Origin of the sequence: Lysinibacillus sphaericus, from assembly GCF_001629735.1 — a bacterium.
Lineage (GTDB): Bacteria > Bacillota > Bacilli > Bacillales_A > Planococcaceae > Lysinibacillus > Lysinibacillus pinottii.
The window spans coordinates 1,195,290-1,213,889 of sequence record NZ_CP015224.1; the positions used below are offsets into that span (position 1 = coordinate 1,195,290).

The 18,600-nt window shown below is 35.4% G+C and carries 19 protein-coding genes and 2 pseudogenes; 17 read left to right on the forward strand and 4 right to left on the reverse strand.

What is annotated here, in order from left to right:
- Entirely contained in the window at nucleotides 1-3,219 is a 3,219-nt protein-coding gene (locus tag A2J09_RS05805) for a collagenase (protein WP_012294172.1), read from the forward strand.
- A gap of 177 nt (nucleotides 3,220-3,396) precedes the next feature.
- Here the strand turns inward: A2J09_RS05805 and A2J09_RS24075 are convergent.
- Nucleotides 3,397-3,591: pseudogene (locus A2J09_RS24075) on the reverse strand (oxidoreductase); the annotation flags it as partial.
- 134 nt (nucleotides 3,592-3,725) lie between these two features.
- A complete protein-coding gene (locus A2J09_RS23895; RefSeq protein WP_193403144.1) occupies nucleotides 3,726-3,890 on the reverse strand; it encodes a hypothetical protein in 165 nt (54 codons plus the stop codon).
- A gap of 366 nt (nucleotides 3,891-4,256) precedes the next feature.
- Here A2J09_RS23895 and A2J09_RS05815 point away from each other — a divergent pair, with 366 nt between their 5' ends.
- From A2J09_RS05815 to A2J09_RS05830, 5 genes and pseudogenes are all read left to right on the forward strand, one after another.
- Nucleotides 4,257-5,687: a DUF4238 domain-containing protein gene (locus A2J09_RS05815; RefSeq protein WP_012294174.1), complete on the forward strand. Its 1,431-nt coding sequence runs from the start codon at nucleotides 4,257-4,259 to the stop codon at nucleotides 5,685-5,687.
- A gap of 79 nt (nucleotides 5,688-5,766) precedes the next feature.
- Nucleotides 5,767-6,068, forward strand: a pseudogene (locus A2J09_RS22800) (RNA polymerase alpha subunit C-terminal domain-containing protein).
- Between the two features lies 1 nt (nucleotide 6,069).
- Complete coding sequence (locus A2J09_RS05820) at nucleotides 6,070-6,630, forward strand: DUF4256 domain-containing protein (protein WP_012294175.1); 561 nt, start codon at nucleotides 6,070-6,072, stop codon at nucleotides 6,628-6,630.
- Between the two features lie 310 nt (nucleotides 6,631-6,940).
- A complete protein-coding gene (locus A2J09_RS05825) occupies nucleotides 6,941-7,141 on the forward strand; it encodes a cold-shock protein (RefSeq protein ID WP_008175097.1) in 201 nt (66 codons plus the stop codon).
- Nucleotides 7,142-7,335: 194 nt separating this feature from the next.
- Entirely contained in the window at nucleotides 7,336-7,563 is a 228-nt protein-coding gene (locus A2J09_RS05830; protein ID WP_012294177.1) for a hypothetical protein, read from the forward strand.
- A gap of 238 nt (nucleotides 7,564-7,801) precedes the next feature.
- Here the strand turns inward: A2J09_RS05830 and A2J09_RS22805 are convergent, their stop codons facing one another.
- Complete coding sequence (locus A2J09_RS22805) at nucleotides 7,802-7,924, reverse strand: YjcZ family sporulation protein (RefSeq protein ID WP_080695187.1); 123 nt, start codon at nucleotides 7,922-7,924, stop codon at nucleotides 7,802-7,804.
- Nucleotides 7,925-8,259: 335 nt separating this feature from the next.
- Here A2J09_RS22805 and A2J09_RS05835 point away from each other — a divergent pair, with 335 nt between their 5' ends.
- The 3 genes from A2J09_RS05835 (at nucleotide 8,260) to A2J09_RS23900 (ending at nucleotide 11,275) form a co-directional block, all read left to right on the forward strand.
- The gene (locus A2J09_RS05835) at nucleotides 8,260-9,306 is read left to right on the forward strand and encodes an Ig-like domain-containing protein (protein ID WP_012294178.1); all 1,047 of its coding nucleotides are present in this window, start codon (nucleotides 8,260-8,262) and stop codon (nucleotides 9,304-9,306) included.
- 713 nt (nucleotides 9,307-10,019) lie between these two features.
- Nucleotides 10,020-10,250 carry a hypothetical protein gene (locus A2J09_RS05840; RefSeq protein ID WP_036161447.1) on the forward strand — a complete coding sequence of 77 codons (231 nt, stop codon included), beginning with the start codon at nucleotides 10,020-10,022 and terminating at the stop codon, nucleotides 10,248-10,250.
- Between the two features lie 878 nt (nucleotides 10,251-11,128).
- Entirely contained in the window at nucleotides 11,129-11,275 is a 147-nt protein-coding gene (locus tag A2J09_RS23900; RefSeq protein ID WP_171821088.1) for a hypothetical protein, read from the forward strand.
- Between the two features lie 139 nt (nucleotides 11,276-11,414).
- Here the strand turns inward: A2J09_RS23900 and A2J09_RS05845 are convergent, their stop codons facing one another.
- Nucleotides 11,415-11,645: a hypothetical protein gene (locus A2J09_RS05845; RefSeq protein ID WP_036161452.1), complete on the reverse strand. Its 231-nt coding sequence runs from the start codon at nucleotides 11,643-11,645 to the stop codon at nucleotides 11,415-11,417.
- Nucleotides 11,646-11,733: 88 nt separating this feature from the next.
- Between A2J09_RS05845 and A2J09_RS05850 the strand changes: the two genes are divergently transcribed.
- From A2J09_RS05850 to A2J09_RS05890, 8 genes are all read left to right on the forward strand, one after another.
- Entirely contained in the window at nucleotides 11,734-12,063 is a 330-nt protein-coding gene (locus tag A2J09_RS05850; protein ID WP_036161453.1) for a hypothetical protein, read from the forward strand.
- A gap of 278 nt (nucleotides 12,064-12,341) precedes the next feature.
- Nucleotides 12,342-12,542, forward strand: coding sequence for a DUF6366 family protein (locus A2J09_RS05855; protein ID WP_012294185.1), 201 nt, complete (start codon nucleotides 12,342-12,344; stop codon nucleotides 12,540-12,542).
- 611 nt (nucleotides 12,543-13,153) lie between these two features.
- Nucleotides 13,154-13,585, forward strand: a complete 432-nt coding sequence (locus tag A2J09_RS05860; protein ID WP_012294187.1) for a BrxA/BrxB family bacilliredoxin — start codon at nucleotides 13,154-13,156, stop codon at nucleotides 13,583-13,585.
- Nucleotides 13,573-14,361 (forward strand): class I SAM-dependent methyltransferase, encoded by a 789-nt coding sequence (locus A2J09_RS05865; protein WP_012294188.1) that lies wholly within the window; start codon nucleotides 13,573-13,575, stop codon nucleotides 14,359-14,361. Before A2J09_RS05860 ends, A2J09_RS05865 begins: the two co-directional genes overlap by 13 nt.
- Nucleotides 14,362-14,426: 65 nt before the next feature.
- The gene (locus A2J09_RS05870; protein WP_012294189.1) at nucleotides 14,427-14,999 is read left to right on the forward strand and encodes a hypothetical protein; all 573 of its coding nucleotides are present in this window, start codon (nucleotides 14,427-14,429) and stop codon (nucleotides 14,997-14,999) included.
- Between the two features lie 559 nt (nucleotides 15,000-15,558).
- Nucleotides 15,559-16,350 carry a nucleotidyl transferase AbiEii/AbiGii toxin family protein gene (locus tag A2J09_RS05880; protein WP_012294190.1) on the forward strand — a complete coding sequence of 264 codons (792 nt, stop codon included), beginning with the start codon at nucleotides 15,559-15,561 and terminating at the stop codon, nucleotides 16,348-16,350.
- A 565-nt stretch (nucleotides 16,351-16,915) separates the two neighbouring features.
- Nucleotides 16,916-17,464, forward strand: a complete 549-nt coding sequence (locus A2J09_RS05885) for a histidine phosphatase family protein (RefSeq protein ID WP_036162705.1) — start codon at nucleotides 16,916-16,918, stop codon at nucleotides 17,462-17,464.
- Between the two features lie 483 nt (nucleotides 17,465-17,947).
- Entirely contained in the window at nucleotides 17,948-18,172 is a 225-nt protein-coding gene (locus tag A2J09_RS05890; RefSeq protein WP_031417169.1) for a hypothetical protein, read from the forward strand.
- The last annotated feature ends 428 nt before the right edge of the window (nucleotides 18,173-18,600 follow it).

Here is an 18,600-nt window from a genome sequence, read left to right on the forward strand (position 1 = left end):
ATGAAGAAAAAATTTACATTCAATCAGTTATTAATTGGGGTTAGTACAATGGCCATTTCGTTAGGTGGGTTACAGGCTGAAGCATCCGCAGCAGAAAAAACACCGTATAATGTATTACAAATGAAACCTATTGGCATAGAAATGCCGAAAGATGAAATGGTGCATTCCACTATGGCAGAGGAAACATTATCCTATGAAGAACGTTTGGAAATTGGAGATTTTTCACAACGCCCTGCTCCAACTTTAGAGCGCATGGATACACAGCAATTGCAAGAGCAGTACTCGATGGCAGAGCTAAATAAAATGAGCGATCGGGAGCTTATTCATACGCTTGGAAATATACGTTGGTTCCAAATTACAGACTTATTTCAATTCAATGATGACACAAAAGCCTTTTATCAAAATGAAGAGCGCATGCAAGTAATTATCAATGAGTTAGGGAATAGAGGAAGCTCTTTTACAAAAGATGATTCAAAGGGGATTGAAACATTTGTTGAGGTACTCCGTTCTGCTTTTTATGTAGCGTTTTATAATAATGAACTAGGTTATTTAAATGAGAGAAGTTTCCATGATAAGTGTTTACCAGCATTAAAAGCAATAGCCAATAATCCGAACTTTAAACTTGGTACAGATGAGCAGGATAAAGTAGTATCTTCTTATGGAAAATTAATAAGTAATGCTTCTAGTGATGTGGAAACCGTTCAATATGCTACGAAAATTTTAAAACAATATAACGACAATCTTTCTACATATGAAGCCGAAAATTCAAAAGGACAAGCTATTTACGATTTAATACAGGGTATTGATTATGATTTACAGTCGTACTTATATGATACTCGTAAAGAGGCTAATACAACGATGTGGTATGGAAAGATTGATGGCTTTATTGAGGAAGTTAATAACATTGCGCTTATACATAATGTGACGGATAACAATAGTTGGTTAATCAATAATGGCATTTATTATGCAGGGCGTTTAGGGCAGTTCCATAGTAAACCGGATAAAGGTTTAGAAGTTGTGACACAGGCGATGCATATGTATCCCTATTTAAGTGAAGCTTATTTTGTGGCAGTAGAGCAAATTACGACCAATTATGGTGGACGTGACTTACATGGTAATACGGTGGATTTACAAAAAGTACGTGAAGAAGGAAAAAAACAGTATCTACCGAAAACATATACATTTGATGATGGATCGATTGTATTCAAAACGGGAGATCAAGTAACGGAAGATAAAATTCAAAGATTATACTGGGCTGCAAAAGAGGTAAAAGCACAGTATCATCGTGTAATCGGGAATGATAAAGCACTGGAGCCTGGTAATGCTGACGATGTCTTAACAGTTGTCATTTATAACTCTCCCGATCAATATCGATTAAACCGTCAATTGTACGGATATGAAACAAACAATGGTGGTATTTATATTGAAGAGACTGGAACGTTCTTTACATATGAACGTACACCTGAGCAAAGCATTTATAGTTTGGAAGAACTGTTCCGACATGAATATACGCACTTTTTACAAGGAAGATTTGAGGTGCCTGGTCTATTCGGGACAGGTGATATGTACCAAAATGAGCGATTAACATGGTTCCAGGAAGGAAATGCAGAGTTTTTTGCTGGGTCAACACGTACAAATGATGTTGTGCCACGTAAGAGCATAATTAGTGGGCTGTCACATGATCCGTCACAACGCTATACAGCTGAACAAACAATGTTTGCAAAATATGGTTCCTGGGAATTCTATAACTATTCATTTGCATTACAGTCTTATATGTATACTCATCAATTTGATATGTTTGATAGAATTCAAGATTTAATTCGCGCGAACGATGTGAAAAATTATGATGACTATCGTGAGTCGTTAAGTAAAGATTCACAGCTTAATATGGAATTCCAAGCGTATATGCAGCAATTGATCGATAACCAAGAAAAATATGAGGTGCCACAAGTAGCAGAGGATTATTTAATGCAGCATGAACCAAAAGCATTAAACGAGGTTCAGCAAGAAATTGTCGATATGGCACAATTGCAGGATGCAAAAATGACCAAGCATCAGTCTCAATTTTTTAATACATTTACACTCGAAGGGACATACGTAGGTAGTGCCACACAGGGTGAGTCTCAGGATTGGAAAACGATGAGTAAGCAAGTAAACCAAGTGCTGGACCAATTATCTAAAAAAGAGTGGAGCGGCTATAAAACAATGACAGCGTATTTTGTCAATTATCGTGTAAATGCGGCTAACCAGTTTGAGTATGATGTGGTTTTCCACGGCGTTTCTACAGATGAAGGCGAAACGCAAGCACCAATTGTAAATATAAATGGTCCATATACAGGCATGACCCATGAAAGTATTCAGTTTAAAAGTGATGGGACAAAAGATAAGGATGGAGAAATAGTTTCTTATCTTTGGAATTTTGGGGATGGCACAACAAGTGAAGTGGCAAACCCTACTCATGTATACGAAAAAGAAGGAACTTACAATGTGACATTAACAGTGAAAAATAATAAGGGACTAGCAAGTAAGGGGCAAACAATTGCAACTGTTCGAAAGGGAGGACAGACAGAGCAAGAACAAGCAACAATCATTCCATTTAATAAACCACTAAAAGGTAGTTTGATTGATAATGATACAAATGTCTATCAATTTGACATTACGTCTCCAGAAGAACTAGATATTTCTGTTGTAAATGAAAATCAAATTGGTATGACATGGGTGCTCTATCATGAATCTGATATGCAAAACTATGTAGCATATGGACAGGAAGATGGAGATACAATCAAAGGTAAGTTTAATGCGGAGCCAGGAAAGTATTATTTATATGTTTATAAATTTGATAATAAAAATGGGACATATACCGTTCAAGTACAAAATGATACAAAAGCTGAGATAGAACCAAACAATCGTCCAGAAGAAGCCACTATACTTCCATTTAATACACCATTAAAAGGTCGATTAATGGATGATGATCATACGGATGTTTACGAATTCAATGTTACATCTCCAAAAGAACTAGATATATCTGTTTTAAATGAAAACCGAATTGGTATGACATGGGTGCTTTATCATGAATCAGATAGTCAAAATTATGCATCTTTTGGACAGGAAGAGGGAAACATGATAAACGGTAAATTACATGCAGAGCCAGGAAAGTACTATTTATATGTTTATAAATTTGAGAATGAGAACGGAACATATACAGTACAAGTGCAGTAATGAAGGGAAGGAAATGCAAATAGTAGTATAGAAAATATGCCCGTTCAGCGGTAGACAATAGCCATCGAGAGGATTCACTCTTGATGGCTTTTATCAATATGATAGGTAAAGTAGATGGAAAGCAGTTCGACTCGCTGTAGTGGCAATCATCGGCCTTACGTTTACGAGCTCTAAATGTTAAAAGATTGTCGGTATCATCTCTCCATCCATACGAATTGGAGAGCCTTTGAATGCGGAAGCATAGGGACTACAAATAAATGTAGTAATTCTCCCGATTTCAATTGGTTTGATAAATCTCTGTATTTCCGATTGAGGGAGATTAGTCGTCATAAATTTTTTTTCTTTCTCTGGAAAGCTCATCTCTAAATTAGCATTCTCTTAAGAGCATCACGATAATCACGAGCATGGTAGGCCGTTAAAACAGTAGGCGGGAAATGATTGCTATCAAAGCTAGTTGCCAGTTTAATGATTCCTTCGGCCATGTTGTCAATAAGATCAGCAAAAGCCTACCAAATTCCGTAATATTGTGCTAAAGAAACAGTTGGTTCAGTCATCAATGCGATAGGTAGTTGTGCTTTTCGAATAACATCGTGAGGGGCTACCCCTAATTGACGGAGCCCCTCCCAAAATCCTAACGGCATTTTCATACGAGTGGACGTACGTAACATCAACGTAACAGGCTCCTTTATTCATTTTATTGTGTAGATGATGTTACGTTTAAACGGAACAGTATATAGTATCTTTTTCATCGCGCCACGTAACTAGCAAACACTGACTACCAACTTGCTCATTGCGCCAAATTTTTAGAATTAAAACGTGTGCATTACTTTGCAAAATAACGGTACTTTATAAATGAATCAGAAAGGATTGGGCTATATCATACATTCTTTTCTATAAACATCCTTTTGGTTATTTTCTTATAGTGTTTAAGTAAAATCAAAATTTTACTAGATACAGCTTCGTTATATTGGTATAAAGTAGTAAATATAGGAAATTGATATAGATATTATTAAGGTATTGAAAGGTTGTAGCTTTAAATGAAGAAAAATTATTTATTATTATTATTTTTAGTTGTATTAATGTATGGATGTTCTAATGGAGTAAAGGAGACACCTACTGTTACAGCTAAGGATGCTGAAAAAATAGTAACAAATGATCAAGAGAAGCAAGTGGTCAATCGTCAATTATATGAAAAACTATCTGAAGCAGTGGAAACTTTAGGTTTTACATATGACATGCATACTTTTGCAGACAATGAGCATGATCGAGGAGTTTTATATGCGGAATTAGTCGATTTTGATAATGATGGTGTTAACGAGGTTTATACATTCATGAAAGGAGCTGACTACCCACTATCCGCTTATCCTCATCGTAATAAAGATAATTATATACAAGAAATTTGGACAGGACATGCAAATGGAGAAAATGCGTTGCTATCTTTTTCAAGTGAAATTGATAAATTGGTATGTTCGGCTTGTGACATGAATGTTTCTTTAGTAAAGGGGAAGGATGGGCGTACTTTCCTTAAAATGTTTTCCCATCAAATGAGTCAAGGTATTGCAAATAACAAAATATGGGTATACGCAAAGGATTCCAAAAAATCAGAGATGGAATTAGTTGTGTCCGGTAATTTCGGTCATAATAATGAGGGTGATCTCTTTTATACATTAAATGATGAGGAAACAGATCGAATTACGTTCGAAGAAGAATTAGCACGATATGATGGAGAGGAGCGTCCCATACTGATTAGCAATTTTGCTGAGAAAAATTACGGTTTTGATTCTTCTAGTCCAGCCACTATTGTTGGAAAAACCCTTGCAACTCTTTCACCGAGTGTAAATACTATTGTAGGCAAAGAAAAATTACTTGAGAAGGATAAAAAGAAAGAGATTGTTAAAGCATTAGATGAATTTAGTAGTATGAGAAGCATTAATCATCATGACCCGAAAATTGTCATGTCTTTAGTGTTAGACGTTGTCCAGAAGTACAATATTGATCATGAGTATTCGGACAATGGCGAAATGGTTTATGATGGAGCTATCGTTCAAGCGAAATATAAAGAAGCATTCGGTGTTAAACTTGCTATAGATAGTATGAACTTTCCATCGAGAGATAGCCAAGACATTGTAACTTATGAGTTGGGTAAGTTTTATATCTATCCAACTGGCTTTTATTTCGATTCCATTCATCGTAATTATCAAGATGTCTATCAAGTATCTAAAGATGTCTATTATGTAACCTTTCTTGACTCTGAATTTAATGACTTAGAATACTCCTTAACAAAAGATGTAATGGTCACTTCTGAGGATATGTTTAAGAAGGACATTGCAAGTTGGCCAATGGATGCTCGGGTATGGCTAAAGCCAGATATACAAAGATATGCGTTAGTTAAATATGTGGATGGAGAACCCAAAATTCAATATATGGGAGCACAAAATTTAACCGATAACCAATTACAAACGTTTTAAATAGTACGGTTCTTCTTATCATTCCGACAAGTGAAATATGATACTATAAACTAATAGCATGTATGCTGGAGGGATGATAGTGAAAGCAGAAAAACGTTTACGGTTTTGCGAAAAAGGACATAGTTTTTACAAAAGCACGGACTGTCCCAGCTGCCCGACCTGTGATAAGAAAATAAGCCTACGAGTGGCTTCCTTTCAAAGCTGAGTGCTCCTGCAAGAAATGCCTTAGTTCACGAGGGGATTGATCCCTTACATGAACTATCCAAATACACCGAAAAAGACCTATTAAAAATTCATGGAATTGGACCAGCGTCTGTACCTATGTTGAGAGCTTCATTGAAAGAAGAGGGATTATCATTTACGAGTGAGGGAGAAAACTAAAATGACAAATAAAGAATTATCCGTTGAACAACGCGAGGAACTATTGCAAACATTGCAAGCTCGATTTGAAAAAAATATGAATCGTCACGAAGACCTTGAGTGGACAAATGTCCAGGCTAAACTGGAGGCTAATTTGGACAAACTGTGGTCGCTTCATGAAATGGAAGCAACTGGGGGAGAACCGGATGTCGTGCACTATCATCCAGAGACAGATGAATATATCTTTTATGATTGTTCGGCAGAAAGTCCAAAAGGTCGCAGAAGTGTATGTTATGACCGAGAAGCATGGGAAGCAAGAAAAAATCATAAACCAGAAACGACCGCCATGAATATGGCTACAGAAATGGGAATAGAGCTTTTAACGGAAGAGCAATATCGGGAGTTACAGCAACTAGGTAAATTCGATCTAAAAACATCTAGCTGGATTCAAACCCCTGAAAAAATCCGTAAGCTGGGCGGTGCCATCTTCTGTGATCGTCGCTACGACACCATCTTCGTATATCATAATGGGGCAGATTCTTACTATGCTGCTAGAGGTTTTCGAGGATCACTAAAGGTTTAAGCAAAAATGATAATGAAAAAACAATGATCTCTAGGTAATCAAATTACTTGATTGCCTGAGATTTTTTTATAAGTACATGCAAACATGTAACGAGCAAAAAAAATTGATAATGGATTTTTTTACTTAGTACTAGACAAATATGGTTTTTTATTATACAATGATATTAATAAAATCGGTCGTAGTCGTAAAGAAACAATGAATTCACATATTACAAAGAGTAATCGTGTTTTTTGGATACTTTTTGCAATATGTGAATTTTTTCTTTAGAGATGTAAGATTTTATTTAATACAATTAATGGAGGTCATTCAAATGACACAAGGTACAGTAAAATGGTTTAACTCAGAAAAAGGTTTTGGATTCATCGAAGTAGAAGGCGGACAAGACGTATTCGCACACTTCTCAGCTATCCAAGGTGAAGGTTTCAAATCACTTGAAGAAGGCCAAAAAGTAGAATTCACAATCGAAGATGGTCAACGTGGACCACAAGCTGCAAACATCGTAAAACTTTAATATTTGCATGCTTTCAATACCCATATCGGGTACTAATAAAAAACCAGGCGCTCATTTATAATGAGTACCTGGTTTGTTTTCTATGATTACATAAGAACACTTATAATGGCATGGGGTTTTATGACATTTATATTTCTTTTGATTACTTCCACACCATTTTTCCCATGATAAAGATAGATGGGGGGTGTTGGTTCATGGATTATGAATATACAGTGAAGTTCCACTTCAACGAAAGTCGTGAAGAGGAATATAAAATCAAAACTAATATCGGCCAAGAAACATTTACAGAAGAAATGTTTAATGGGTTCAACGAGAAACCTTGGTATACCTTTACAGAAACTGAACATTTTCAATCGATATTAATTAATACGAAAGATGTTTATAAGGTATCCATCGTACAACATACTATACAATTTGATTAATGTATGACGAAAGCCACATCTGTTTTGAACTGCCCCGTAAAAGTTAGACATCAATCTAACTTTTACGGGGGTTTTTATCATGTCGTTGGCTCTAATGACAAGGAAGAAAAAATTAAAAAGAGTCACCCAAGGAAAGTGACTCTAAAAAAGATAAGTGTATGGATGATTGTTATTCCCAGTATTGGAGGATTTATTGCTTTCACGGGACGGATTAATGGGTTGAACCCTTGTAAAAATATTAATATGAATTATACAGGAAAGCAGCTCCAACGATTATGAGAAGAATGAATAGAACAACAAGAAGTGCAAATCCTGCACCATTCCCGTAGCCTCCACCGTTACCACCATAGTATCCAGACATAATGATAAACCTCCTTTCGTAATTTTATAATATGTATGCCTAACAAGTTGATTAGCGATAAATGTCATAGGAACATCAGAAAAAAATTTATTTACACTAGGATTTACAAAAGAAGGATGGGTATTATCAGCGGGGAGCCTTCAAAGTTTTTGCCGTGTGGATAGGACTTATTGTTAATTAGTATCAAAATCAAATAAAAGAAAACTTGTGGAATAAAAAAGTCTAATAGATTAAAAAATTGTTGTATTTTGTCATTATATATATGATAATTATACCTGTTATTTCATTTTTTTACAGGATTATAAACCTATTAAAAATTCAATTGGAGGATTACTATGAAAAAGATTTTAATGATAATATCAGCTGCTATGGCTATATTATTCAGTTTCTCACTTCTCGATATCGACGGAAACAAAGCTAAAGCAGCGTCTATTGGAGAACAATTAAAAGAACCTGAGTCAGGCTGGCAGAGATTTGATGACACACATTCTGCAATTAAATATACCAATTTTCCACATCTGGGTTACAAAGTAAGCCAGGCTTACAAAGGAACTACAAGCTTTAACGCCAACTACTCAACTCAAGGAGAGGTACGATTTAAATTTAAAGGTAAAAACCTTAGAATTATTACACCTACAGGGGCGCCAGACTATAGAGCAAGTAGTGTGGACATTACTATAGATGGGATTACAGAATCTTTCTCGATGGTATTAAACAACCAATATATGAACCTATCATACGAGAAATTAGGTTTAGATGACAAAGTTCATGAAGTAGTTATTGATAATTTCAAAGGAGGAAGAAGTGGATGGTCTTTATTCGGTTTGGATGCTATAGACCTTGATGCTGATGGTACACTTATTCACCCAGATACAGAAGTGGTTGCTGAATCTTTAAAACTAAACAAAGAAACACTGGAACTAACAATAGGTTCTAGTGAAACTTTAATAGCAATGATTGAACCAGAGAATGCAATAAACAAAAACGTTATATGGACAAGCAGCGATTCAGAGATTGCTTCAGTGGATGATAACGGCAATGTAATAGGGAAGAAAGCTGGTAAAGTAACGATAACTGCCACGACTACAGATGGAAGTAACTTAACAGCAACAGCCATGGTTACAGTAAAAGAAGCTGAAACAGGAGAAATTGGCAATAGAGCCATTTTAAGACTTACTACGACTAATAAAGATATTCATGAGTATGATTTATCTTTATCAGAAATTGATCAGTTTATGAATTGGTTAGATGGTCGTGAAGTTGGACAAGGGAAACCGTACTATAAATTTAAATTAAATGTAACGACTGGAAATATTATTTCAAGAACAGAGTATATTATGTATGACAAAATTGTGAGTTTTACAGTTGATAATTATAAATAGTATAGTACTTGCAATAAGTCATTTATAGAATTTTAGTTGGATATTGTAAATAACAGGTGCTCATTATTAATGGAGTACCTGATTTTTTTTCTGAAATTGTGATGTCTAAAAAATCAGAGGATGAAATTGGATGATGGCTATTCCATAACTATTCATGGCGAGCGATGAAACGAAACGATGGTTAAAGCTTTAAATTGCCAAAACTGTGCGGCAACTTTTAATCCTCAAGACTCTATATATGCGTACTATGGTAGTTACATAATCATGTCAGAAGCTAAACAAATCACCTTAAATGAAATGGGACATAATGAATTTCCGGTACAATCACGTATGGCGGGCGTTTATTATGAACAGCTCAACGTCTGATTTTTGAACTCATACATTAGATCTCTATCCAAATTTTAATTGAGAAATTCGTCTAGCAGACAAAGATTGAGCCGTGTTTGGTTTAAATCTTCCTATCTCTCGAAGAATGAAGATGTTTGATGAAAAGGTACGGAAACCATCTTAGTCGTTTAAGGTGGAAAGACGTGGTTAGCTAAAATAGAAGGGGCTAAAAACGGAAATAAAGAGCAGTGACATTGAATACTTTGCGTGAAAAACAAATCAAAAGCAACCGTAAAATAGTATTTTTATAATTTTTTGGTAAAATTAATAAGTATGTCCTGTTAGAAAAAATTGTAATATATTCACAAAAAGTATTGGGGGTGTCTATGTTGAGAATAGTTGGAGTTGCGCTTTTAATTATGGCTGGATTGATTTACACAATAGAGCGTGCTTTTACCATGCTATCAACTAGCATTGTTCAAGCTGGATTTTTTGCAGGTAATATGTCCGGAGAAGTTCCGGATATTAAAATGAGTTCGTTTACCGACAATTTATTTGTTCCACTTTTTTTTGTTTTAGGAATAATTACACTAGTTTATAGTTTTCCTAAAAAATAAAAAACAAAGAGATTTTTTTTGTTCCTATTAAAGTTATTTCTTCCAAATAAGTTGCAGATGCAATTGTAAGTCGAGTAGTTGCTATTGCACGTAAGCTAGGCATGGGGTGAAGATTGGACAGGTAATATTGATCATCCCCATTTTGTGGTTAAGCCAATTTGGATTATGCCGAAGGGGTACAGAATTGAAGGTCAAATAATTATTCCAACTAATAGGAAATACCAAGCCAATACAACTAAAGGATGATGATAAATTGCCATTTACTTGATAAATTCGACCAAGGTACGATGACAAGTGGTGATTTTGAGGGATTAAAAATTATAATCTCCCAACGATAAAACAAATGCCTGTTACCTAAATTGGTAATGGGTATTTTTTCACAAATTATTGCTTAAAAAAGGAAAAAATAACGAAAGGTAGAATTACTATTCCAATCATAAACATAATAAGCCAGTGTATAATTTCGATGTTATCTAAAGAAATCATGTACGAAAATACACTTATAGCTGAGAGTACCAAAAATAAGCATCCGTTAATATGAGTATATCCCTCATTAACATTGCCTCCATATTCATTTTCAAATTCATCCTGGACTTCTGAATTAACAATCTTCTGGTATTTTTTTATCTTCTATAACTGTATTACAGTACTCACACTTTATTAATACTAAACCATCTTTGTATACTTTCGTAAAAGAATTATTGGCTAAACAATTAGGACAATTATTCATTCATTTCCACCGCAATATATCTATCCACCATTTACCATTTTAGGCAAATTAACATGTTTTGTACATTGAAATAAAAATCGGTAATTGAATTAGATAGAAGGGTATTTAACCTATTATGTAGAAATATCTGTAAAAAGGAGTAGGTATTATGAACTGTGAAGTAATAGTATTCAAACGTGAGCCTGACAATGTACCAATTATAGATTTATCAAGCTTACAATTAACAAACAAGGATTATAAGGTAGTAACAGAGGATGTTGCTCTACTATTTTTGTTGCTGCAGAATCAATTTTAGGGTGCTTCATAATGGAATGGAGTAATAGCTATAGAATTATGTCCAGCTAACTCAGCATCATCTATTTACTTATAAATGCGTCTATACTTTCATTTAAATCATCCACAATCTATCATTTGTATGTAACTTAATTGAATTTCTATAGTATCATGTAAACTAATTGCTTGGATAGAAGACAAATAATTTTGAACATCTCTTTGTAATTAGAAATTTTCTGGAGTATCAAAGTAAGACCAATCTTTGGAATACCCCCTGTGGCAGGATTTTTTGTTATAAATTCTTCGTCGATAGATAAAGAATTATCTAAAGCAAAGACTGTACCTTCACTGATCAATAAAATGAATAGCATAGAAAAATGATATTTTTTCATTGTAAAATTCATCCTTTTGTAACATATAGAGTGCTGATCGGTTAATGAATTTTCAGATAATAAGATAAATTAAAGTAGGAGATAGTAAATGTTTTTTATATTGATTGGAGTTTTAACTATTTTATCTGTTGGTATTACTTATCTTTGGTTTTTAGGAAGTCAAGTTTATATAGACCTTAGTCGAAGCTATGCAGCCTCAAATTTTCCAGGAGATATAACAGCTACACAAAAAATGGCTTACCAAATTTTTTTCCCTTCGTCATTACTAGTATCTTTATTCATTTTTACATTTTTACTGTATTTACTATTTAAGAAAAAAATAGATTTCACATTTGGAAAAAAAGTAGCTATGTTCAGTGTATCCATAGCTTGTACTGTATATTTTTCTATCAAATTGTACATTTTTATTTTTTTATAAAATTATAATGATTGACCAAGGCTTTTTTAAGGTTATTTTTGTTTCACCCTTAGTGAAACAAAAGTTGGAATTTTGTGAATTTATAACACCGATGGACATTATAGTGAGATTTTCAGTTTTAACTTCAGGGTGATCCATACTGGATATATTTTAAAATATATTTTGGATATCTAACATTTCATAAAAGGTGATTAAATACCATAGTTGACCAATTGATAAATATTAAAACCATATGTGTTATAAATAAGTAAATTAAAATTTTTTAGGAGGTTTATCACATGGATCCAAAGGAAACACCAGAAGAAAAAAGAGAACGTTTAAGACAAAGTGAACTTAAAAAGAATCCTACTGGTTCTTTAAATGATGGCATTAATAGAGGAATTGGCGGGAATTTAACTGGTATGGGTTGGAAAGAATCGATTACGTTAATTTTGTTGATATTTGTCGGATATATCATATATAAATTATTTTTTAGTTAAAATTTCAGGAAATTATCTATTTTCAGTCTGTTATGTGTTGATATGGAAAAAATAAAGAAAGGGTGATAATAATATGTTCAAAAAAATCTTAAATTCTATTTTTGCACTAGCTATTTTCGGATTTTTGTCAACGGGTACAAGTCATGCAAGTGAGGATTTATTAAGCTCTAAGTTAGATAATGTTTAAGCTTACGTTAAAGTTAGTATTACTAATGATTAAACAGGCGAAACAAAATTTTTAGGCCCGAAAATTTTGAAGAATAATCGGAAGGCTAAATCTTTTAGTTCTGACAATGTATCATCTTTGTTAATCGCTTTATGTATGAAACGGATACGATGCAACATATCGTGAAAATGATAGTTTTTCAATTGAAAGTGAGTACCTTATAAAATCCTCTCAAAATTAGAGTGATGGCCGCAATAACTAAAATCCCACCCATAAATTCCGTTTTTGGGGTTGTAACAAGCGATTAACAAACCAACCCTCGTTACACAAAAAGTCACATTCCCCCCGAAAACCCCCGAAATCAAACAAAAAGCATGTCTTTGTACATTCATACAAAACCTTGCTATAATAAGGTTTGCGAATACATAGGAAAGAGGGTAAAAGCATGAACGCTTATGATGAATATATGAAGCAGGTTGTGAAACCAATGCGTGAGGAGCTGGTGGGAGCTGGGTTTACGGAGCTGACGACGGCTGATGCGGTAAATGAATTTATGGCTGAGACGAAGGGGACTTCGTTAGTAGTCATTAACTCGGTGTGTGGTTGTGCGGCAGGGCTTGCTCGTCCAGCAGCGCGAGAGGCGATTGCGGCAGTGAAGCCAGATCATCTTGTGACAGTGTTTGCGGGGCAGGACCCAGAGGCGACTGCGGCGATGCGCGGTTACTTTGAAGATGTGCCACCAAGCTCACCTTCCATGGCGATTTTAAAGGATGGAGAATTGGCTTACTTTATTCCACGTGAACAAATTGAAGGCTTCCCTGTGGAGCAAATTGTTGCTCATTTAACGGGCGTGCTAGAGCAAACATGCGAGCAATAAATACGATTGTAACAACAGCGGGCAGACCAGACGAGGAATCGATGGCGCTCGCTGCTTTTGCATGTCAAACATTAGGAGCTGCGTTTGAGCCGAGGAAAAAGCGCTCTGTTTGGAAGATGTCACAGGAATTTCAGGCGAATATCCTAGTAGCAGGGAAGAATCGCTATGATTATTATGCTTTTGGGGCAGGAGAGCCGTTTTTCTTCCATCCTAATTCTGCGGCGTTTCGCTTAAAACGGATCGCTCGAGGTGAGGCGGAGCCATTTTTAGAGGCTGCCCAGCTTCAGCTAGGTGATACAGTGCTGGATTGTACGCTTGGGCTAGCGGCGGATGCCATGTTGGCGGCTTATATCGTCGGGGAAACAGGGCGCATAGTAGGCTTGGAAGCGAATCCAAATGTGGCCTTCGTTGTGGGGCAAGGGATGCAAACTTATGATACAACAGAGCTACCATTAACGGCCTGTATGCGACAAATCGAGGTCGTCCATGCCGAGGCAGTCCGTTATTTAAAAGAATTGCCAGCGAATGCGTTTGATGTCGTTTATATGGATCCTATGTTCGAAGAAGTGATTGAAGAGTCCAATAATTTCGAGGCATTGCGCTTAGCAGGTGAGCATGTTAGTTTAACCGATGAATGGGTGCAAGAAGCGATGCGGGTCGCTAAAAAGAGAGTGGTGCTGAAAGCCCATTTTCGATCAGAATGGTTTAGGAAATATCATTTTCAGCAATATGAGCGAGTGACAGCTAAGTTTCATTATGGTGTTCTGGAAGTGTAGGGGCTTGTTTTTAGACAGGCCTCTATTTAACTAGATTGTAATAAGAAGGAGGCTCCAAATCCCATATGACGATTAACGAAATTAGAACCCCTTTTGAACTAGATTTACTAGCCAAAGCACAATCTTTGAAAACTACAAAGCCTCCGAGTCCATGGGAACATGAAACGGTAATTACTGCCAATGGTGTCCTAGCATGTGGATGGGATCAAGATGAAAATATCATCCTCATAAGTGGGTCTGGCTTTAGTGTTACTGAACCGATAACGGGTCTTCGTCTTCATCGAGAACGAGATAAGGAATTGACGGAGGACTGTGTCAGTGAAGACCGCTTAATTTTTCACTCTCCGATATCAAAAAAGCCTACCGCCATTTTTGGCTTGGAAGCGGGAGATGGGATACATGTGACACCGGATGGCTGGCAGGTTGAAGTCATTTACCCGTGGTGGCCACGTGCAACAGTAGTACTCGATTATCTATTTACACCTCGTTATAGCTATTTGAACCATGCTACAGCTATTGATATACAGCGTTTGGATGGTGCTATAAAATGTGGGTTTTCTCCTTCCGGTAAACATGTAATGATTATGGGATCAGGTGGTGCCTTCATCTATTCAAGAAAAGAATGCCATTCAATATAGGAACTCAATTGATTTTTGTCCTATAATTCGAATGGTGCTAACAGATTTTAAATTAGTGCTTTACATTTTTAATGTAGAGTGCTATAATTGGAAACGTGCTATTTTAGGTGGCATATTTCAGTAATCTGGCATTCTGCTTTTTGTTTTTGTAGATACTTATTCACACTGGCGCATGCTTTGGGGCTGCAAGGACGCAAAAGATGGTAGGGTTTGCGTTGCTTAAGTTAGAGAGCACACAGTGGAATTTTACCGCGGTGATGAAACAACTATTGTTTCAAGATAATATTCCCCAGATGATTGGGTTGAGACTTTTACAATTTACGAAAATGTTACCTATAAATACTAAAGGGGTAGTTTCGCATGAGCGAGGCTGCCCCTTGTCTAATTGATGAACGCTGTCGCAAGAGTTGCTGGCAGTTTTTTTTGTTGCCAAAATTATGCTGGTATACATTGCCGTTTACTATGCTAGACAAATAAGTAATAATGAAAGCAAGAATTTTAGTAAAAGTCAAAATTCTATAGTTGAAAATCTGAAAAATCAAAAAGGTGAGGGAAGTTTATGGAGAAAATCAATACACAATCAGCAGATGTAATCACACAATTAACAAAAATGGCAGAAATGAAGAATGCAAGCATTGAGCAATTAATACCGTTTTATTGTCAGGAAAGACTTCTCAACCGTTTATCAACATCATCCTATTATGATCAATTTTACATAGAAGGGGATTTTTTATTCTTTACATTGGCTGAAGGAGTAGGGATGCCACCAAATGAACTAACGCTTACAGCCCAACAAAGCGCTTATCAAAACGACTTGGTTCAACAGGCATTTGCAGAAATTTGTTCGATTAAGATACCAGAGGACGGTGTTCAATTTTTCGAAAATGACATAGAAAGTATCATAATGGATACGAGTATTCACTTGAAAATACCAGCTACATTGGGCTCTATCACTACATACATAGAAGTAAAAATAACCTTTATAGAAAATCGAGTCGCACCACAGATCATTACTTCCCCATCAGTGCTAGACATGAAGCCAGCGGAGCTCTATACATATCCAATTGAATATGTAGTTGCCCAAGCCCTGCTTGACATTTACCAATATCCAGCTGTGACCTCAAAGGTCGTATTGGATATAGAGAGGGTACTACAAACACAACACATAGAAGGTCGTAAATTACAGGCTTATCTTGAAGAAATGCTTGATCAACATCGTCTGACATTAGAGGTAACACCTATACTAGAAAAAGGAATCGTTAAGCAATTTTTCGATCCCATATATGAAGCCATGATAGCAGATGGAGAGTTTTTTAAACAATGGAATAGTAAGGAGCAAGCTTGGCAATAAAAATACTACCCTTGCGAATAATAATGAGCTGCACCCCAATTGTTAGATATGGGCTACTGAGGTAATGCAAAAAATCATTTCCAACGGTATCGCAATAGGGGATAATAAAGGTGATTTTTAAAGACTTCAACCACAACCCGTGCAGAATTGGCGATAATAATGAATTGTCTCCTTAACAAGCTAGGGTATATATAAACAAGCCGTTGGAGCATAATATAGCAGTTATCAGTTATAGTAAGACCCTGAACATACGTAAATATGGTTTTATAAGAGCATCATTCCTGAAAAGGATGATGCTCTTTATTTTTAATTTAGAATAGGAACTGGAGCAGATCGAGTCGAATAGAAAGCTCTTTATTCTTTATCAAATTACCAATGTAAGCTGATTGATGGTGTTAAATTACATTTCTTGAAACTCATTTCATTAAGATTCGTTCTATAAAATGGTACTAAAAAAAGGATAAAGAATATATTTTTGGAATCTAATCTAATATATTATTCCTGCTAAATAATACACGAGGTGAGTGTGGTGGCATTTGATAATAGAAAAACGACGTTCATTTATATGGTACGGCACGGTGAATCTCCGTATGTTGGAAATGAACGGACAAGAGGGTTAACTGTGAAAGGACATTTAGGTGCTCAAAGTATAGCTGATGTGTTAAAGAGTGAAGGAATCGATATTATCCTATCCAGTCCATATACTCGTTCAATATTAACTGTTGAGCCATTAGCTAAACAATTGAGTCAGGAAGTGATCGTTTGTGAAGAATTAAAAGAGAGAATTTTTTCTTCAGAAGAAAAGCGATTACCTGATAGTCAATTATTTCCTCTATTGGAGAAATCCTTCTTGGACCCCAATTTTGCAATAGAGGGTGGAGAATCGAATACCGATTGTCAAACAAGAGCTGTAAGAGCTTTAAAAGAGCTATTAATTACTTATGAGGGACAAAAAGTAGTAATAGGAACTCATGCATTAGTCATGACCTTAATGATGGGATACTTTCATGAAACGTACAATTTAGATTTTTTGCTACAAACAACCAAGCCGGATATATACAAAATGGAATTTAGGGGACAGCAATTGGTGGGTGTTAAGAGGCTAGGCATGTAGTAAGGACGGCTAATGCATGTGCTTAAAGTTTGGTTATAGAAATCATATGTTAATAGACCAGTTTAGATTGAGCAGTTGGTTTCCTGAACGCACAGGAAACCGACTTTTTTTGGCTTAATTTTATGTGCTAGATACATCTATCGTTGCCAATAGAAAACAACTATCATCGATAATTTTTTTATGATAAAAAATGTTCAAGCAGTTTTTCAATTTCTTCCAATGAATAAATAGAGAATTTTTTATTTTTATAGCTTATAGGGCCCTCATTTCTGTTCGTGTTCATTATGCCCTCCAATAGATTAATAGTTTAATTCAAAAATTTTTGCAGGTTACTGTGGTGACGCTACGAGGAAAGCTTTCCAAATCGCTCTTTAACGAAGTAGAAAGGTGAAAAATAATGTAAAATATTTGAAATAATTGCATGGATAATATATTCTAATATGGTAATCAATTACCAATTAATTGATTTCAAGGAGGTTATTTATGAAAATAACAGAAGGCTACGGCAAAGTGATGATAGATGATTTTGAATTTTATGGTGAAATGAAACAAGATAAATGTTCTAAATGCAAATGTAATTTATTATATTACGATGATTTTGATGCTTATTTTTGTCCTAAATGTAATAGTTGGACTGAATCAACATGTAGTGATCCTACTTGCAAGTATTGCTCTAGTCGACCAGAAACACCGTTAACTCGCATATAACGAAATTAAACTCGAGAACTTAACCAGCTTTCAATTTCTGTGATGGCGTGCTAACTTGGCCCTACAAGGAAGGCACACGGGTGGTGCTTTAATGAAAAGAGGATTTAACGTATACATAGATAAACTTAAAAACATTCCCAAATTAAAGTTTGGAGAGAAATCGAAATTCGAGAAATGCTGTTAAGCCAACATTTCATGGATTTTCCTTTGATTATTGTTTATACAGCTTTGATGTGTAAGTGTGTTTGCTGAATAAAAACCTGTATATTGACGCTTTAAAACTACATTTTCTATCGTTCCTATACTTCAATTATAGGGTCTTTAAGTGATAAACGATATTCAACAATCGGGAACATTTCTTTAATAAGGAATGTGAAGAATGTCCAACGTGCTGCTACGATTTTTACAATGAACTGAATGGTATTAAA

Bases quoted from the DNA above. Each gene is read 5' to 3' on its own strand.
- A2J09_RS05880 (WP_012294190.1), top strand. From the start codon at position 15,559: ATGGAGAAAATCAATACACAATCAGCAGATGTAATCACACAATTAACA.
- A2J09_RS05830 (WP_012294177.1), top strand. From the start codon at position 7,336: ATGGATTATGAATATACAGTGAAGTTCCACTTCAACGAAAGTCGTGAA.
- A2J09_RS22805 (WP_080695187.1), bottom strand. From the start codon at position 7,924: ATGTCTGGATACTATGGTGGTAACGGTGGAGGCTACGGGAATGGTGCA.
- A2J09_RS05815 (WP_012294174.1), top strand. From the start codon at position 4,257: ATGAAGAAAAATTATTTATTATTATTATTTTTAGTTGTATTAATGTAT.
- A2J09_RS05890 (WP_031417169.1), top strand. From the start codon at position 17,948: ATGAAAATAACAGAAGGCTACGGCAAAGTGATGATAGATGATTTTGAA.
- A2J09_RS05865 (WP_012294188.1), top strand. From the start codon at position 13,573: ATGCGAGCAATAAATACGATTGTAACAACAGCGGGCAGACCAGACGAG.
- A2J09_RS05845 (WP_036161452.1), bottom strand. From the start codon at position 11,645: ATGAAAAAATATCATTTTTCTATGCTATTCATTTTATTGATCAGTGAA.
- A2J09_RS05820 (WP_012294175.1), top strand. From the start codon at position 6,070: ATGACAAATAAAGAATTATCCGTTGAACAACGCGAGGAACTATTGCAA.
- A2J09_RS05870 (WP_012294189.1), top strand. From the start codon at position 14,427: ATGACGATTAACGAAATTAGAACCCCTTTTGAACTAGATTTACTAGCC.
- A2J09_RS05885 (WP_036162705.1), top strand. From the start codon at position 16,916: ATGGTACGGCACGGTGAATCTCCGTATGTTGGAAATGAACGGACAAGA.
- A2J09_RS05860 (WP_012294187.1), top strand. From the start codon at position 13,154: ATGAACGCTTATGATGAATATATGAAGCAGGTTGTGAAACCAATGCGT.
- A2J09_RS05835 (WP_012294178.1), top strand. From the start codon at position 8,260: ATGAAAAAGATTTTAATGATAATATCAGCTGCTATGGCTATATTATTC.
- A2J09_RS23900 (WP_171821088.1), top strand. From the start codon at position 11,129: ATGAACTGTGAAGTAATAGTATTCAAACGTGAGCCTGACAATGTACCA.
- A2J09_RS05855 (WP_012294185.1), top strand. From the start codon at position 12,342: ATGGATCCAAAGGAAACACCAGAAGAAAAAAGAGAACGTTTAAGACAA.
- A2J09_RS05840 (WP_036161447.1), top strand. From the start codon at position 10,020: ATGTTGAGAATAGTTGGAGTTGCGCTTTTAATTATGGCTGGATTGATT.
- A2J09_RS05850 (WP_036161453.1), top strand. From the start codon at position 11,734: ATGTTTTTTATATTGATTGGAGTTTTAACTATTTTATCTGTTGGTATT.
- A2J09_RS05805 (WP_012294172.1), top strand. From the start codon at position 1: ATGAAGAAAAAATTTACATTCAATCAGTTATTAATTGGGGTTAGTACA.
- A2J09_RS05825 (WP_008175097.1), top strand. From the start codon at position 6,941: ATGACACAAGGTACAGTAAAATGGTTTAACTCAGAAAAAGGTTTTGGA.